8 protein-coding genes are annotated in these 17,989 nt (G+C 61.9%); 6 read left to right on the forward strand and 2 right to left on the reverse strand.

The window, feature by feature from the left end; genetic code table 11:
- Window positions 1-217: 217 nt before the first annotated feature.
- Complete coding sequence (pvdP, locus tag BZK31_RS14400) at window positions 218-1,852, reverse strand: pyoverdine maturation tyrosinase PvdP (protein ID WP_083183632.1); 1,635 nt, start codon at window positions 1,850-1,852, stop codon at window positions 218-220.
- A 369-nt stretch (window positions 1,853-2,221) separates the two neighbouring features.
- Here pvdP and pvdM point away from each other — a divergent pair, with 369 nt between their 5' ends.
- The 6 genes from pvdM to BZK31_RS14430 all read left to right on the forward strand — a co-directional run bounded on the left by pvdM (window position 2,222) and on the right by BZK31_RS14430 (window position 12,642).
- Window positions 2,222-3,565 (forward strand): pyoverdine-tailoring dipeptidase-like protein PvdM, encoded by a 1,344-nt coding sequence (pvdM, locus tag BZK31_RS14405; RefSeq protein WP_083183642.1) that lies wholly within the window; start codon window positions 2,222-2,224, stop codon window positions 3,563-3,565.
- Window positions 3,562-4,845, forward strand: coding sequence for a pyoverdine-tailoring periplasmic protein PvdN (gene pvdN, locus BZK31_RS14410; protein WP_083183633.1), 1,284 nt, complete (start codon window positions 3,562-3,564; stop codon window positions 4,843-4,845). The genes pvdM and pvdN overlap by 4 nt, the downstream gene beginning before the upstream one ends.
- 51 nt (window positions 4,846-4,896) lie before the next feature.
- A complete protein-coding gene (gene pvdO, locus BZK31_RS14415) occupies window positions 4,897-5,757 on the forward strand; it encodes a dihydropyoverdine dehydrogenase (RefSeq protein WP_083183634.1) in 861 nt (286 codons plus the stop codon).
- Between the two features lie 64 nt (window positions 5,758-5,821).
- A complete protein-coding gene (locus BZK31_RS14420; protein WP_083183635.1) occupies window positions 5,822-7,486 on the forward strand; it encodes a cyclic peptide export ABC transporter in 1,665 nt (554 codons plus the stop codon).
- Window positions 7,487-7,790: 304 nt separating this feature from the next.
- Window positions 7,791-10,037: a TonB-dependent siderophore receptor gene (locus BZK31_RS14425; protein WP_083183636.1), complete on the forward strand. Its 2,247-nt coding sequence runs from the start codon at window positions 7,791-7,793 to the stop codon at window positions 10,035-10,037.
- Window positions 10,038-10,332: 295 nt separating this feature from the next.
- Entirely contained in the window at window positions 10,333-12,642 is a 2,310-nt protein-coding gene (locus tag BZK31_RS14430) for a TonB-dependent siderophore receptor (protein ID WP_244182686.1), read from the forward strand.
- A 439-nt stretch (window positions 12,643-13,081) separates the two neighbouring features.
- On the opposite strand, the gene BZK31_RS14435 is transcribed toward BZK31_RS14430, so the two are convergent.
- Window positions 13,082-17,989, reverse strand: a 4,908-nt coding sequence (locus tag BZK31_RS14435) for a non-ribosomal peptide synthetase (protein ID WP_157900739.1), incomplete at its 5' end; no start/stop codon positions are given.

Below are 17,989 nucleotides of genomic sequence, written 5' to 3' on the forward strand. Positions count from 1 at the left end.
TGGCCCAGTGCGGCTCAATCGGCATCCCTGCCGATTGCCTCCCGAATCAGCGCCAGAACTCAGCCTTCACCCACGTCGCAATCTGTGGTGCTTCCACCATCGCGGCACTTGTGAGGAGGCGGCTCAATTGATCGTGACAATTGCTCCATATCAGATGTAAACCAGCGCGTACCCCTCGAAGCGAACACCCAACCCGGAGTACTCAATCAATCAGTGCCTAAAACCACCTCTCCGGCAGCAGATTACGCGCATACCACGGCCGACGCGGCACGCGGCGGACCAGATCGCCGAGCTTCTCATCGGCCGCAAAGGTGATACGCAGCGCGAGCTTCATGACCTCCGGGTCCATCTCCATCGAGGTTCCGGCCTGCAAACCCGGCGTGGAGCTGCAGCCGTGGGTGGTCGGGCCAAGCCACGGATCGCTGACTTCGACCCAACGCCCCGGCGCAAACCAAGGCACGCCGTTGACTTCAAGCCGCTTCACCTCCCCCGGATGAAAGCGCTCGTGGGCCCTAAACCAGTCGTCGATGCGGTCATCGATCCAGCCATGAAACATCCAGAACACCGGGTTCACATGAGACGAAAACGGATCGGCCAGGAAATCGTTTTCCGGACCGAACCAGCGCTCGGCAAAGTCATCCGAACGCCGCGCCATCGGCACCGGCTGGCCGTTGGCCGGATCGCGCGCCACTGAAGCCCAGCGCATGTGCAGCCAGTCATGCAGTTCCAACTCGACCTGCGAACCGAATTGTCCCAAGGTCAGTTTCGACAGAAAGCGCGGATCGCGGTATTGGGACTCCCATACCTGAAAATGCGTGTGGTAGGTCTCGGGGCTTTTGATATCGCTGACCAGTTGGGTGTATTCCTCGTCGCCCTGAGCCAGCCAGTTCGGCGGCAGTGAGCAGCCGTCGTGATTGTCGAAGTAGCGGGCAAACCCCAACCGGTCGCGCTCCAGCTCCGGCTGCGGCATCGGAAAACGCGGCCACGACGGCAGATCCTGAATCTGCCGCGCCTGAATCAGCATGTGCCGATGCATATAAAAGAAATCCACGCCCGAGCCGTTGCGGTCCTTGTGCGGACCACGCGCATCCCGCTCTTTGTCCCGGGGCCCCGGCTGCCAGCCGATTCCGCGTAAGGCTTCCTGCTTTTCAGTGGGCAACTTGTGCCATTTGTCTCGCGATGCGTGCCACAGCTGATGGAACAGGCGGTGTTCTTTAGAGATCAGCCAGGCATGGAACTCAGGTGTCAGACTCACTCGTTCCCGTGCCTCTGGAAACAGTTGCTTGACCGCGATCACACGGTTTTCCAGCTCCGGCAAGGCCAGCGGTCGATCAAGGTGTTCGATGCGACCACTCAGCGTGCCGCTGCCCGCATTACCAAACGCGCCCCAGACTTCATCGAGGGTCAGGCTGAGTTCGTAATCCGGCGTGTCGCTGTAAGGGTCGTTGCCGGTGTGACCGTCCATGACCCGAAGATACAGCCTCGCGGCGTTGGCCGGCTGCAGGTCGCCGATCACCCGAAAACGCGGCGTCGCGTCGCCACGCAGATTGGTCGCAGTGTCGATATACCCGCGCAGACCGCGACCGCGTGGGGCGATGTCGAGGAACATTTCCAGGCCTTGCAAGGGCGCATCACCCAGCCCGGCGTCGCGGCCTTCGAAGCGCAATGCCCACACTCCGCGCAACTTGTCGGCCAGGCGCTGGGTGGCGGTGTCGGCCGGGCCTGCGGTGGCCTCGCCGGGCGTGATCGGCTCATCGACACGCGTGATTTCCCGATGTGCGAAATAAGCAGCCGGTACTGCCGCGCCGGTCAGTGCCAGACCTGCTATGAACCCTCGTCGAGAAATCGTCATTGCCCTACCTGTTACAGCCCCCGAGACACCGGTTATCCAGCTAGAACGTAAAGGCTGTGCCTAAATTTAGCTCGCGCCCTGCTTGAGCAAGCAGGCTCATGGCGCGCCCACCTCTAAAGCGATAGTGAGAACACCGCCGATTGCGACGTGGGTGAAGGCTGAGTCCTGGCGTTGATTTGGGGAGCAGTCGGCAGGGACACCGATTGAGCCGCACTGGGCCATGAATGGCCCATTTTTGCGCGGCGACCACATCTTCCCCCGTCTGGCCGCTGCTAAATTTTTTCGCCATCCGCTCGTTCTCCCCACATAGCAACGGCCCTCATGCCCGCAGACAAGGCAGGCCTGCACGATCACCTGAACGAGACGGCAATGACAAAACCGCGTTGGAAAAAGGCTCTTTTCATCGGCCTGCCCCTGGCTCTGGCCATCAGTGCGGGTGCGGGCTACCTGGCCTGGAATTACTGGTCCCCGGCCGGTTACCCGGTCAAGGTCATGAAACAGGCCGAAGACCTGCAGGAGCGGATCATTTCCTTCGACAGCCACATCACCGTACCGATGAAGTTCGGTAGCGAGCGCAATGAAGCCGACACGGACGGCTCCGGGCAGTTCGACCTGGTGAAGACCGCACGCGGTCGCCTTTCCGGCGCGGCCCTGACCGTGTTCGGCTGGCCGGAAATCTGGAACGGCGCCAACGCCCCGCATCGTCCAACCCCCGGTTTCGTCGACGAAGCACGCAAGCAGCAGGAAGTTCGCTACAAGATCATCACCGGTATGGTCCGCGACTTCCCCAATCAGGTAGGTATCGCCTACACACCCGACGACATGCGTCGCCTGCACGGCGAAGGCAAATTCGCGATCTTCATCAGCATGCTCAATGCCTATCCGCTGGGCAATGACCTGAACCTGCTGGATCAGTGGACGGCACGCGGCATGCGCATGTTCGGTTTCAGTTACGTTGGCAACAACAGCTGGGCGGACTCCTCCCGTCCCCTGCCGTTTCTCAACGATACCCCTGACGCTCTGGGCGGCCTGTCGGAAATCGGCAAGCAGGCCGTGCAGCGGCTGAACGATCTGGGCGTGATCATCGACGTGTCGCAGATGTCGAGCAAGGCACTGGAACAGGTCAGCCAGTTGAGCCGCACACCGATGGTCGCCTCGCACTCGGCACCCCGTGCGCTGGTGGACATCCCGCGCAACCTCAGCGATGAAGAAATGCAGTTGATCAAACAGAGCGGCGGCGTGGTGCAGGTGGTTGCATTCCCCGCCTACCTCAAGCCCTTGAGCCAGAAAACCCAAGACAAGCTTAACGCCTTGCGTAAGGAATTCGACCTGCCGCCGCTGCCGAATCTGGCCATGGCGCTGATGCCCGGCGACGCCATCATCACCGTCTGGCCCGAGCAACGCTTCGGTGCCTATGCCAGCAAGCTGTACGCAATTCTCGAAGAAGAACCCAAGGCCACGGTCAAGGACTTCGTCAACGCCATCGATTACACGGTGAGGAAGATCGGTATCGATCACGTCGGCATCAGCTCCGACTTCAACGACGGAGGCGGCGTGGACGGCTTCAACAATGTCGGCGAGATTCGCAACGTGACCGCCGAACTGATCGAGCGCGGTTACGCCGAAGCCGACATCGCCAAACTGTGGGGCGGCAACTTCCTGCGGGTCTGGGAACAGGTCCAGGCATCGGCCAGGGCGGAGGCTCGGCCATGAGCGATCGCAGAACGTTTCTGAAACAGGCCGGTTGGCTGGCCGCGGCCCTGCCGCTGGGTTCAGGCCTGATAACGCCAGCCCTGGCGTCGGCCACGCCGCAGACGAGGTCGGCAGACAAGTGGACCGGCTTGAAGCAACTGTTCAATCAGGACCCTGACTACATCCATTTCTCCAATTTTCTGGTGACTTCACACCCCAGGCCCGTGCGTGAAGCCATCGAACAGCACCGCGCCCACATCGACCGCAACCCCGGCCTGGCCATGGATTGGGACCTGCAGGAAACCGAGCGGCGCGAGCACGACGTGCGGGTCTGGGCCGGTAAATACCTGAACGCCAACCCCGGTCAGATCGCGCTGACCGGTAGCACCACCGAAGGCCTGGCGATCATTTACGGCGGCCTGCACGTACGGCCGGATCAGGAAATCCTCACCACCGAACACGAACATTCATGCGCACGCAGCATCCTTGATTTCCGCCAGCGGCGCGAAAGCACTCAGGTGCGCAGGATTCGCCTCTTCAAAGACCCCGCGCACGTATCGAGCGACGAAATCATCGGCTCGATTGCCCGCAGTATCCAGCCGAAAACACGTGTGCTGGGCATGACCTGGGTACAGTCCGGCAGTGGCGTGAAGCTGCCGCTCGGCGCCATCGGCGATCTGGTCGAGGAACACAATCGCAACCGCGACGCCAGGGACCGTATTCTTTATGTGGTCGACGGTGTACACGGCTTTGGCGTGGAGAATCTGGATTTCCCGGACATGAAGTGCGATTACTTCGTTGCCGGCACGCACAAGTGGATGTTCGGCCCACGCGGCACCGGCATCGTCTGCGCCCGCTCGGAACAAATGACCGATCTCACGCCGACAATCCCGACCTTTTCGGAAGCGACCAGCTTCGCCACCACCATGACGCCGGGCGGCTATCACTCGTTCGAACACCGCTGGGCGCTGAACAAGGCGTTCGAACTGCACCTGCAACTGGGCAAGGCCGACGTTCAGGCGCGCATCCACCAGCTCAACACCTACCTGAAAGAACGTCTGCTGGCACAGCGCAATGTCGAGCTGGTGACGCCGATGGACCCTGGACTGTCAGCCGGTTTCAGTTTTTTCAGGATCAAGGATCAGGCCAGCGACGAAGTGGCCGCCTGGCTGATGAAGAACCGCATGGTGGTCGACGCCGTGAGCCGCGATGTCGGCCCGGTGGTGCGCACCGCGCCCGGCCTGCTGAACAGTGAAGCCGAGGTTGACCGGTTCATGGCCCTGCTCAGCCAGCGTACCTGACGCCTGCACCCTGCTCAGCCCGTTTTACGTTTTCTGCCACCGAGGCCCTTCATGAAAAAGCTTGTGTTCACCCTGTCCCTGACCTCGCTGCTCGGCCTGTCGCTGAGCAGTACCGCCCAGGCCGCCACACCCGAGCCGGGCAAAGTGTTCAAGGACTGCAAGGACTGCCCCGAAATGGTCGTGCTGCCTGCGGGCACCTTCACCATGGGCGCGCCGGAGGAAGAACTGGGTCGCCAGCCGGACGAAGGCCCGATGCACGACGTCACCTTCGCCAAGCCCTTCGCCATCAGCCGCTTTCAAGTGCTGAGCGCCGAGTGGGACGCGTACATCAAGAGCTCCGGTTACAAAATGCCGGACGGCGACACCCGACCGGGACGCGAGTGCAAGGCTGGCAAGCCGCGCTACCCGCTGGGCCCGCGGCAGCCCGCCGTCTGCATGGACTGGAACGAAGCGAAGGCCTACGTCGCCTGGCTGTCGAAGAAGACCGGAAAATCGTACCGGATGGTCAGCGAAGCGGCCCGTGAATACGCCGCACGTGGCGGCAGCAAAGGCTCGTTCCCGTTCCCGATGGATGAAGGCAAGACCTACGGCATCGCCAAACACGCCAACACTTACGGCCCGGAAGACGGCTTCAGCTACACCGCACCGGCCGGCAGCTACAGTCCCAACGACTTCGGCATCTACGACGCCCACGGCAATGTGTATGAGTGGACCGCCGATTGCGAAACCAGCAATTACAACGGCGCACCCACCGATGGCAGCCCTTGGCTGGCAGGCGACTGCACCTGGAAGATGATTCGTGGCAACGACTGGACCGAAGCGCCGATCTTCTCCCGCTCCGGCAACCGCAACAGCCGCCAGCCCGATGTACGGGGCGACTGGCTGGGCTTCAGGGTCATGCGTGACCTCTGACCGATTCATTCGAGCCTGCGGCCGGTAGCGAGGGCCGCAACCACGGACACTGACGAGAACCATCATGACCCTCAAAACGCAAAGCCTCGCCCGGGAAACCCTGAGGCTCCTCAAACCTTTCTGGTGGCTGGTGGCGCTGTCGACGGTGCTGGGGATCGTCAGTGGCTTGAGCGTGACTGCGCTACTGGCCACCATCAACAACGCGATGAACCTGCCGGACGGACCGAACACCCACACGGCGCTGCTGTTCGCCGGGTTGTGCGTGCTGACGCTGGCGTGCTCGACACTGTCCAACCTGTCCACCAATTACGTCGGCCAGCGGGTGGTCGCCAACCTGCGCCGTGAACTGGCGGCCAAGGTGCTGGTCGCGCCCATCGAACAACTGGAGCGCTATCGCTCGCACCGGCTGATTCCGGTGCTGCTCAATGACGTCAACACCCTCAGCACCTTCGCCCTGTCGGTCGCACCGATGGTGATCGCGTTCACCGTGACGCTGGGTTGCCTGACCTACCTGGCGCTGTTGTCCTGGCAGATTCTGGCGTTGACGGTACTGACTGTGGTGCTGGGCACCGGCGCGCAGTACGTAGCCCACGCCTTCGGAACGCGCAGCATTCAGGCCGCGCGCAACGGCGAAGACGAACTGCAGAAGCACTATCAGGCGCTGTCGGCCGGAGCCAAGGAGCTGCGCATCCAGCGCAAGCGTCGCCAGCACATGCTCGATGAAAAGATTCACGGTGCCACCGAACAGATCTGCAGCTCGAACATCCGTGCCGCGAATATCTTCGTCAGTGCCGAGACGTTCGGGTCGATGCTGTTCTTTGCCGTGATCGGCATGGCCATCGCTTTTCAAGCCCTGTGGCCAACCACTGAAAAAACCGTGCTGGGCGGCTTCGTGCTGGTGATGCTGTACATGAAAGGCCCGCTGGAGCGCCTGATCAATTCCCTGCCTGCCATCAGCCGGGCGCAAATCGCGATGCGCCGCATTGCCGAGCTGTCGTGGAAATTCTCCAGCCCCGAGCCGCACCTGCTGGTCAGCGACCGCCCCAGTTCGCTGACCAGTCTGCACACGCTGGAACTGCATCAACTGCGCTACGACTACCCACCCGTGGAAGGCAGCGATGCGTTTCACCTCGGCCCGGTCAACCTGAGCATCAAGCAGGGCGACATTGTGTTCATCGTCGGCGAGAACGGCTGTGGCAAGACCACGCTGATCAAGTTGCTGCTGGGTCTATACACGCCACAGCAGGGCGAAATCCGCCTCAACGGTCAGTCGGTCACACCAGAGAAACTGGACGATTATCGCCAGTTGTTCACCACGATCTTCGCTGACTACTACCTGTTCGACGAGCCGTTGCAGGGTCAGGCCAGGCTCCCGGAGGACGCGGGCAAATACCTGGCGCGTCTGGACATCGCCCACAAGGTCAGCATCCGTGACGGCGCCTTTACCACCACTGACCTGTCGACCGGCCAGCGCAAGCGTCTGGCGCTGATCAACGCCTGGCTGGACGAACGTCAGGTGCTGGTGTTCGACGAATGGGCTGCCGATCAGGACCCGGCCTTTCGGCGGGTGTTCTACACCGAGCTGCTGCCGGAACTCAAACAACAGGGCAAGACCATCATCGTGATCTCCCACGACGATCGGTACTTCTACATTGCCGATCAACTGGTGCGGATGCAGGCCGGGCAAATCGACGTCGAACAGGTGCAGAACACGTCCGTTTCGGCCTGATTTCACCTTCCATTGACGCCCCGCCCGGCTCTGCCGCGAGCGGGGCTCTTTGCTTGCACGACCGCATCTGTCGAATCGACTGCTAGCGATCAGCCATCTTTTTTCGCGACTTGTGAAAAATTCATTAAATAACTGCAAGTCGCTTTCGTTCTCATTTACAGCGAACGGTGCGCACGGCTGTCTTCTCGCCCGGCTGCTTATAAAAAAGTTGCTCCAGACTGCCCGGTTTCATGACGAACCCTGACGGCGCGGATCCGGACAACGCTTCTGCCCTCTGCCGATACCTACTAGAAAGAGCTACGTCATGCACAACCCGTCACGACTCACCCCGCTCAGCAAAGCCTTGCTGCTCAGCCCGATGTTCCGTTCCCGGCCATCCATGGCAGCCATGGGTTTCGCGCTTTGCATGCCGCTGGCCTCACAGGCCCAGACAGAGGAAGCGACCACGCAAGGCTCGGCCAGTGCAGGCACCGTCACCCTGGCACCGACCGCAATCGACTCCCGATCACTCGGCGCCACCACCGATGGCACCGGTTCCTATACCACGGGCGCGGTCAGCATTGGCAAGGGCGCACCGCAATCGCTGCGTGAAACGCCGCAGTCGGTGAGCGTCGTGACCCGCCAGGTGATGGATGACAACAACCTGACCAGCCTCAGCGAAGTGCTGGAAGACACCCCCGGCATGAGCTTCCAGTACCGCAACTTCGGCGGGCATGTATATACCTCGCGCGGTTTCTCATTGCTGGCCGAGAGTTTTCTGGTCGACGGCATCGGCGGCCAGGGCTATCAGATTACCGGCTGGATGCAGCCGGACATGGCCATCTACGACCGCGTTGAAGTATTGCGTGGCGCGTCCGGCCTGCTGGTCGGCGCCGGTCAGCCCGGTGGCGCGGTGAACCTGGTGCGCAAGCGCCCGACCGCCGAAAACAAATTTTCCGTCACCACCCGCGCCGGTTCCTGGGACCGGTACCGGGTCGATCTGGACGGCAGCGGCAAGCTCAACGATTCGGGCACCCTGCGCGGCCGCATGGTCGCCGCCTACGATGACAGCGGTTCGTACCTGGATGGCCGCGACAGCCGCACGCCGCTGCTGTACGGCATCGTCGAAGCCGATGTGACCGACGACACCACGCTGACCATGAGCCTGCGTCGCCAGGAACAGGTCATCAACGGCTACTCCATCTACGGTTTGCCGCGCTACAGCAACGGCCAGTCTATCGGGCTGTCGCGCTCGACCAACCTGGCGCAGGACTGGAACCGCCTCGAGAGCGACATGACCGAGGTGTTCACTGAAATCGAGCACCGCTTCAACGATGACTGGAGAAGCCGCACCTCGCTGACTTACTCGCAGGGCGGCTTCGATCAGGCGATTGCGTATGCGCGTGGTGCGGTGAACCCGACCACACTGGCGGGCTCGACCTTCCAGAACACGCTGTTCCGCCGCGACGAAGTCCAGAGCACCGGCCTCAACAGCCAGCTGGAAGGCAACTTCAATGCCTTTGGCCTGAACCATCAGCTCACGTTGGGTGCCGACTGGTCGCGTCAGGAGTCCAACACCAGGCAGGCCACGGTGAGAACCGCATCGCCGATCAACATTTTCAATGTCAACCAGAACGCCTTCGCCAAGCCGAATCGTCCGGCCTGGGGCACCGATATCGACATGACCGAAGAGCGCGCCGGGCTGTACGCCAATGCACGGATTCACCTGACCGAACCGTTGAGCGTCGTGCTGGGCAGCCGTCTGAGCTGGTACGATTATCAATACGACGTCAAGCGCGGCGCGGCGAACAGCTACGAGTCCAAGGAAACCCGGGAATTCACGCCGTTCGCGGGTCTGATCTATGACATCAACGACAACTGGTCGTGGTACGCCAGTTACGCGGATATCTTCACCCCGCAAGCCGACTACGTGGACGTCAATGGCGCGCCGCTGGACCCGGCCATCGGCTCCAACTACGAGACCGGCTTCAAGGGCGAGCTGTTCGACAAGCGCATGAACCTGTCGATGGCGCTGTTCTACATCAAGCAACGCGATGTGGCGGCGGTGGACTTGTCGGCCGATGCAGCTTCGGTCTTCTGTCCGACCAGCTCGGACGGTTCGTGCTACGTGCAGGACGGAGTCAAGCGCAGCAAGGGCGTGGAAATCGAAGCCAGCGGCGAAGTGTTGCCTGGCCTGCAGGTATTCGGTGGTTACACCTACAACATGTTGCGCAACAATGGCGACTCGGAAGTGGCCTACGAAACACCGAAACACATGCTGCGCCTCAACACCAGCTACAACCTGCCGGGCGCATGGAACCGTCTGACCCTGGGGGCCGGTGTCTCGGCGGATTCGGGCTACGAAGTACCTTCAAACGATCAACTGGGCGTTGCCGGTCGCGCAATCTGGGACGCCCGTGCGTCGTGGAAGCTTGACGAACACTGGCGGGTCTCGCTCAATGCGGAGAACCTGTTCGATCGCAAGTACTACACCACGTCCGTGGCCACTGACCGATCCAACGTGTACGGCGAACCTCGTAGTTATGTGCTGACCCTGCGCGGAGATTTCTGATCCACCGCGCCAGCAACCGGGCGACAGCAACCACCACGAAGCCAAGGGGAAACCCTTGGCTTTTTGTGCTTTCGCGGTCTCTGCGACGACTTGTCGACAACGACCTCAGACACGCGCCTGCTCATGAACATGCACTATCCTGCACCAGCGATCACAAAGAGCCATCACACCTATGCTGCCACCCGCCAGACGGTTCCACCCGCGATGCGTGAACCACCTCGATAAAGACCGGGCAGCCGGTTTGACGTTGCGGGGTCTGGGGCTGGTGTTGTCGCTATTCGTGCAAGGCAACGTAATGGCGGAGGAATTGGACTTCGACATTCCGGCGCAGCCCTTGAGCAGTGCGCTCAAGGCACTGGCCCGACAGGCCGACCTGCAAGTGCTCTACAACCCGGATGAGGTGCGTGGCAAGACCGGCAGCCCGGTGCGCGGCAGGCTGACACCCGAGCAGGCCGTCGCTGAGCTGCTCGACAAGGCAGGCATCGCGCACACCTTTCAGGCCAACACGCTGACACTGAGTCAGACACCGGCTGCACCGAGCATGACGCTGGGCCCCATGGCCATCCAGGCCCGGCAATTCGGGGCCACCACCGAGGGGAGCGGTGCTTACACCACCAGCGCCGTGAGCCTAAACAAGTCGCCTCAATCACTGCGCGAAACGCCGCAATCGGTGACCGTAATGACTCGCCAACTGATGGACGACAAGAACCTGAGCGGGCTTGACGAAGTCCTGGCGCAGACACCCGGCATCACCTTCTCGCAGCGCAACTTCGGCTCCCATGTGTTCAGCTCGCGTGGCTTCGCCATGGAAGACGAAAGCTACACCCTCGATGGCGTACCGGGTCAAGGCTACAGCGTGACCGGCTGGATGACTCCGGACATGGCGATCTACGACCGGGTCGAAGTCCTGCGCGGTGCCGCCGGGCTGTTGATCGGCGCAGGCAACCCTGGAGGCACGGTCAATCTGGTGCGCAAGCGTCCCACTGCAATCCCGCAATTCTCGGTGATTAGCCGCGCCGGAAGCCGGGACAACTACCGCATGGATGTAGACGGCAGCAGCGCGCTCAACGACGCAGGTAACGTGCGGGGCCGCTTCGTGGCGTCCTACGAAGACCGCGGCTACTTCACCGACGAACTGCACAAAACCGCGCCACTGCTGTACGGCATCGTCGAAACGGACCTGAGCGAAGACACCACCCTGACCCTGGGCCTGCGCCATCAGCGGACAGAGATCCAGGGTTTCACGATTTTCGGCCTGCCACGCTACAGCGACGGCCGTGCACTGGACCTGCCGCGCTCCACGTCACTGGCCCAGGACTGGAACCGCCACCAGACCGAAACCGACGAGGTATTCAGCGAGCTGGAGCATCATTTCAGCGAGGACTGGGTGGGGACACTGTCAGTCACTCATTCCAGAGGGGACTTTGATCAGCGAGTGGCTTACGCCCAAGGCGCAATTGACCCGCAGACCCTGAGCGGCTCCCGTCCGCTCAAGACTCTGTTTCGCTCCGACACTCTGCAGAGCACCGGTTTCGACAGCCATCTGGATGGTCGCTTCGAGGCCTTCGGCCTGAGCCATCAACTGACGGTGGGAGCCAACTGGTCGGAACAGCAACGCCGTTCGCGTCAGGTGCTGGTCGCATCGAGTCAGGCGCTGGACGTCTTCAACCCGAATCATCACGCGCTCGCCGAACCGGCCCGCCCGGCCTGGAGCAGCATCACCGATTTCAGCGACAAGCGTTACGGTGCTTACAGCAACCTGCGCTTGAGCCTGAGCGACTCCCTGAGTCTGGTGCTGGGTGGACGCGTCAGCGGGTATGACTATCAGGCCCGCTCGGCCGCACTGACGGCCAAGGCGCAGCAGCGTCATGAGGTCACGCCGTTTGTCGGGGTGATCTATGACCTGAATCCCGAGTGGTCGTGGTACGCCAGTTATACCGACATCTTTCTGCCGCAAAGCGGCTATCGGGACGCGGCGGGCCGTCTGCTCGACCCGGCAATCGGCGCCAGCCATGAAACCGGGATCAAGGGCGAGCTGTTCGACAAGCGCCTGAACCTGGCCTTCGCGCTGTTTTACGTGAAGCAGAAAGACGTGGCGGTGGAAGATACCGCGAACGGTGGCAATTGCCCGGGCAATGACAGCTACGGCACTTGTTACCTCAACGGTGACGTCCGGCGCAGCAAGGGGTTCGAACTGGAAGCCAGTGGCGAGGTGCTGCCGGGGTTGCAGGCGCTGGCAGGCTATACCTTCAATGTTACACGGGGCAGTGACGGGCAATCCATTTCCGCCGAAACGCCGCGGCACCTGTTTCGTCTGAGCAGCAGCTACACCCTGCCCGGTGCGTGGAATCGTCTGACGCTGGGTGCGGGGGTGTCGGCGCAGAGTGGCTATTCTAAGGTCGAGTCGACCCAAGCCATTGAAAACCCCGGCCGGGCGATCTGGGATGCGAGGGTGTCGTGGAAACTCGATGAGCATTGGTCTATCGCGCTCAATGGTAACAACTTGCTGGATCGCACTTATTACAAGGCGACGGGCGATATTGATCGGGGGAATTATTATGGCGACCCACGCAATTATGTGCTGACCGTGCGCGGGGATTTTTGAGTGGTCGGTGGTGTTTGCACTATCGCGTCATTCTTGATCGTGCCCATCGCTATGTGTGGGCATGCCGCTCGTGACGGTTTGCATCACGTCCGGGTATGGGATTGTGGATTCAGTGGGTTTGGCGCTCGGTTCGGGTTTCGGTTGCGCCCTTACGGCGCGCTACTTTGAGGGACCAAAGTAGCCAAAGTCCGGGCTCCGGTTCCGGCCCCGGCTGCGCCGGGGTTCCTTCGTCCTGACACTGATTCGGGATCGGTGGTGTTTGCACTACCGAGGTACTCGCTGGGAGGCGATATGTTGATCGTCCCCATCGCTCTGCATGGGCATGACACCCGTGACGCTCTGCGTCACTTATGGCGCGGAGATGTGGATTTGGTGAGTTCGGTGTCTGCAGACTGGCTTTGGGGGGCACGTCCGCAACACTGTGACTCCGCACGTCTGGCTATGTCTTCAATCGCGCCACCAGGCTTTGCAGGAAGGCGTCGGCGATCACCAGGTTGTCGTGGCGCTGGTCGATGACGGTCGAGCTGGCCAGGCCGTTCACCGAGCACTGTTCCCGCACGGTTTGCTCGGCCTTGGCGATCTGCTCGGGTTCGCGGCTTTGGCCTGCCCACCAGCAGTCGACTTTTACCTCCAGAGGTTTCAAGGCAAACGCTTCGCTCAGGCGGGCGTTGGCGTCCAGCAGGCGATAGCCGGTTTCGATTTCGTCCTGCACGGCGATGTCCTGGAATACGCTACGCAGGCTGTCGGCGCTAATGCCGGCATCCAGCGCAACCTTGTCGACCACAAGGTCGATGACTTCACTTTCGCTGGACACCGACTGCCGCACTGTTTCAATCAAGCTGACAATCGCGTCCTCCTGCAAACCGGGCACGAAGGCCTGAAGGCTCTTGATCAGGCTACGGTAGTAGTTCTCGCCCTGCTGCTGCGCGGCAGCTTGCGGATCCTCCTGAATCCATTGCATACCGATGGAGGCTGGCAACTGGGTATCCACCAGGCCGACGAACTCCACTGTTTCGCCGCTTTGCTCCAGACGATGGGCAACCTCGATGGCCAGCGCGCCGCCCATCGACCAGCCCAGCAGGCGGTAAGGACCGGACGGCTGAGTGTCGCGGATCTGCTCCAGGTAGTAATCGACCATTTCGGCCCAGGAGGTATCGAACCAGCCCGGCACCACGTACGCCTTGTTGACCAGACCATAGACGACACGATCGTCATTGAGTTTTCCGGCCAGCGGATAGTAGGAGTAAGTACCGCCACCGCCCGGCGGCAGGCAGAACAACGGAGTGCGGGTCGAGTGACAGGTGTTCATGCGGATCACCGCCGACTTGACCTTGGCCTCGCCCGCACGCAGAAAGTCGGCCAGCTCACCCAGGGTCTGCATCAGCAGGAAATCATGCAGCTTGATCGAGACGTCGAAGGTTTCGCGGATCCGCCCGGCCAGGGACACCGCCAGCAGCGAGTGCCCACCCAAGGCGAAGAAGTTGTCGTTCAACCCGACGCGATCGACCTTGAGTACCTCTTGCCAAAGCGCCGCCAGACGCTGTTCGAAAGCGGTTCGTGGTGCGATATGCCCTTGCGTGCGGCCGGTGTCGGGCTTGGGCAAGGCGCGGCGGTCCAGCTTGCCGTTGGCGGTCAGCGGCATGACGTCCAGCAGCACGAAATGCGCGGGCACCATGTAATCCGGTAGATGTGCTTTCAGGTGCGCGCTCAGGGTTTCACGCAAGGTTTGCGCGTTGTGGTCCGCATGGCTCGGCACCAGGTAGGCGACCAGTTGTTTGCCGGTTGCGGCATCGATGTCGATCACGCTGGCTTCACGCACAGCATCGTGTTCATGCAGCCGCGCTTCGATTTCACCCAGTTCGATGCGCAGACCGCGAATCTTCACCTGATGGTCGATGCGCCCGGCGTAGTCGATTACTCCCCCGTCACGGTAGCGCGCCAGATCGCCAGTGCGATACAGGCGACCGCCGCCCTGCTCGTCGAATGGGTCGGGCACGAAGCGTTCGGCCGTCAGTGCCGCACGGTTGTGATAACCCCGCGCCAGACCGACGCCGCCCAGGTACAGCTCCGCCGCCACGCCGGGTGCGGCAGGCAGCAGACCGTCGTCGAGGATATGGGTCTTGAGGTTGTCGATGGGGCGGCCGATGGGCACGCTCAGTGCGTCGTCCGCCGTGCAGGTCCAGTGCGTGACGTCGATGGCCGCTTCGGTCGGACCATACAGGTTATACAGACCGACCTGCGGCAGGCGCTTGAGCACCTGCCCGGCCACATCCGCCGGCAGGGCTTCGCCACTGCACAGCACGCGCTTCAGGCTCTGGCAGCTTTCCACCTGATCATGGGTGAGGAAGGCCTGCAGCATCGACGGCACGAAATGCAGCGCCGTGACCTGATGCTGGTGAATGTTTTGCACCAGACGCTCAGGGTCGCGGTGATCGCCCGGCAGCGCGACTGCAAGACGTGCGCCGGTCAGCAACGGCCAGAAAAACTCCCAGACCGACACGTCGAAACTGAACGGCGTTTTCTGCAACACGGTGTCGGTCGCATCCAGTCCGTAGGACTTCTGCATCCAGTGCAGGCGATTGACCAACGCCCGATGGCTGTTGCCTGTGCCCTTGGGTTTACCGGTCGAACCGGAGGTATAGATCATGTACGCCAGGTTCAGCGGATGCGTCCGGTTGCGCGGGTTGGCCGTGCTGTAAGCGGCCAGCCAGTCAAGCTGATCCAGACACAGGCTCTGCATCGCAGTCGGCAGTGGCAGTTGTTTCAGCAACGCGGTCTGGGTCAGCAACAGGCCAATGCCGCTATCCTGGATCATGTACGCCAATCGATCTTCGGGATAGTCCGGGTCCAGCGGCACGTAGGCACCACCGGCCTTGACGATGGCCAGCAGACCGATCACCAGTTCCAGGCTGCGCTCGACGCAGATACCGACCGGCACATCAGGGCCGACACCGGACTCGCGCAAGCGGTGGGCCAGTTGGTTGGCGCGGGCGTTGAGTTGCGCGTAGCTCAGCGAACGGGCCTCGAAGATCAGCGCCGGGGCATCTGGCGTCGCCGCTACCTGGGCCTCGATCAGCGTATGCAGGCAGTGCTCGCTCGGGAACGGCGCAGACGTGGCATTCCAGTCGCGCAACACCTGCTGCTGCGTGTGTAAATCCAGCAGCGCCAACTCGCCAAGCGCGGCCGCCGGATCCGCCATCAGCGCCTGCAACAGGTGCTGGAAATGCGCCGACAACTGCATCACCTCGGAATCGCTCATGCACTGGCGGTCGTAGCTGAAACGCATCGACAGGGTCTGGCCGAGATTGACCAACAGTGTCAGCGGGTAATGGGTCTGCTCCTGCGTGTGCAGACCGCCGAACACCAGTCCCGGTGGCGCGGTCTGCTGCAGCGCGTCGGACACCGGATAGTTTTCGAACACCAGAATAGTGTCGAACAGTGCCTCGCCCGCGCTGCGCGCCCAGCGCTGAATCTCGTACAGCGGGGTGTGTTCATGTTCGCGCAGGGCGAGGTTTTTCGCCTGCACCTGCTGCACCCAATCGGCGACACACTGTTCCGGACGCGGGCTGGCAATCACAGGCAACGTGTTGATGAACAGCCCCAGTTGCTCCTCGACACCCGGCAGATCCGCCGGTCGTCCGGCCACGGTGGCGCCGAAGGTCACGCTGGACTGGCCGGTGTAGCGTTGCAACACCAGCAGCCAGGCAGATTGCACCAGCGTATTGAGCGTCACCCGTTGTTCGCGGGCAAATTCGCTCAGCGCCTGAGTGGTCTGTGCATCGATCAGTTGCAGATGATCGCCATAGCCTTGCTCGGCGGCTGACGAGGTGAACGCCTGCATCAGACGCGTCGGTTCGTCCAGCCCGGCCAGTTGCGCGGTCCAGAAACGTTCGCTGAGCGCTACATCCTGACGTTGCAGCCACTGGATATAGTCGCGATAGCGGCTGACCTGTCTGGCGGGTGTCTGGCCGCTGTAGCGTTGCAGCACTTCGCCGAGCAGCCGCGAACTGCTCCAGCCATCCATCAGGATGTGGTGGCTGGTATAGATCAATTGGTGGGTATCGTCATCGGTGCGCAACACCGCCAGGCGCAGCAGCGGACCACGCGTCAGCTCGAAGCCCTGCTGACGATCCGCGTCGGCCCAGTCGTCCAGCCAGTCTGGCGTCTGCCCTCTGGCGTCCAGCTCGACGAACGGCAGCGCAACCTGGCGCAACACCACTTGCAGCGGTTCGGCCTGAGCGGACGGGTCCAGATGACTGACAAAACCGCTGCGCAGCACTTCATGAGCGTCCAGGGTCGCCTGCCAGGCGGCTTTGAAGCGCGGGACATCCAGTCCGCTGACGGCGACACGCATCTGATTGATGTAATTGCCCGCCGCCTGCTCGAACAGGGTATGGAACAACATGCCCTGTTGCATCGGTGCCAGCGGGTAGATGTCTTCGATATCCCGGGCCGCCATCGGCAGGCCGTTCAATTGCGCCTGGGTCAGGCGGGCCAGCGGGAAGTCGGACGGCGTGACGCCGGCTGCGCCCCCATCCGTGCAGTGTGCAACGAGCTGTTGCAGTTCCACGGCGTATTCAGCAGCCAACCGCTGCATGGTGTCGGTTTCGAACACCGCGGCACTGAAACTCCAGCTCAGGCGCAACTCGCCGCCATACACCTGACCATTGATGCTGATCGGCGCCGCCAGTGGCGCGTCGGCGCTCTGCGAAGCACCCACGCTGTCAGCGGACGGTATGAACAGCGCGTTACCTGCATCGAAACTGCCATCGAACCGGCCCAGGTAGTTGAACACGATGCTGCCTTGCGGCAACCGTTGCAGGGTTTGACGAGCCGGGTCGCTGCCCAGGTAACGCAGCGCGCCATAACCAATGCCCTTGTCGGGCACGGCGCGCAGTTGCTCCTTGATCGTCATGATCGAATCGGACAACGCGGCCTGTGGCGAGAGCCTGACCGGGTACAGATTGCTGAACCAGCCCACCGTGCGGGTGATGTCCAGCGTGTCGAACAGGTCTTCGCGGCCATGGCCTTCCAGTCTGATCAGCACATGCGGTTGGGCGGTCCAGCGACTGATGACCCGCGCCAGCGCGGTCAGGAGCAAATCGTTGATCTGCGTGCGATAGGCCGCAGGGGCCTCCTGCAGCAGTTGTCGGGTCAGCTCGCTGTCGAGTCGGGTCACTACCGACGACGCGTGTTTCTGCTGTTGCCCGCCTTGCGGATGGTCGCAGGGCAGCGTATCGCTGACATCCTGTAACAGTGTTTGCCAGTACGCCAGTTCCTGCTCCAGTGCAGCGCTTTGCGCATGGGCCTGCACGTGTTCGGCCCAGATTTTCAGGGAACTGGTTTT

The organism is Pseudomonas floridensis, assembly GCF_002087235.1.
GTDB lineage: Bacteria > Pseudomonadota > Gammaproteobacteria > Pseudomonadales > Pseudomonadaceae > Aquipseudomonas > Aquipseudomonas floridensis.

Coding starts and splice junctions, on each gene's coding strand:
- pvdP (WP_083183632.1), bottom strand. CDS start 1,852: ATGACGATTTCTCGACGAGGGTTCATAGCAGGTCTGGCACTGACCGGC.
- pvdM (WP_083183642.1), top strand. CDS start 2,222: ATGACAAAACCGCGTTGGAAAAAGGCTCTTTTCATCGGCCTGCCCCTG.
- pvdN (WP_083183633.1), top strand. CDS start 3,562: ATGAGCGATCGCAGAACGTTTCTGAAACAGGCCGGTTGGCTGGCCGCG.
- pvdO (WP_083183634.1), top strand. CDS start 4,897: ATGAAAAAGCTTGTGTTCACCCTGTCCCTGACCTCGCTGCTCGGCCTG.
- BZK31_RS14420 (WP_083183635.1), top strand. CDS start 5,822: ATGACCCTCAAAACGCAAAGCCTCGCCCGGGAAACCCTGAGGCTCCTC.
- BZK31_RS14425 (WP_083183636.1), top strand. CDS start 7,791: ATGCACAACCCGTCACGACTCACCCCGCTCAGCAAAGCCTTGCTGCTC.
- BZK31_RS14430 (WP_244182686.1), top strand. CDS start 10,333: ATGGCGGAGGAATTGGACTTCGACATTCCGGCGCAGCCCTTGAGCAGT.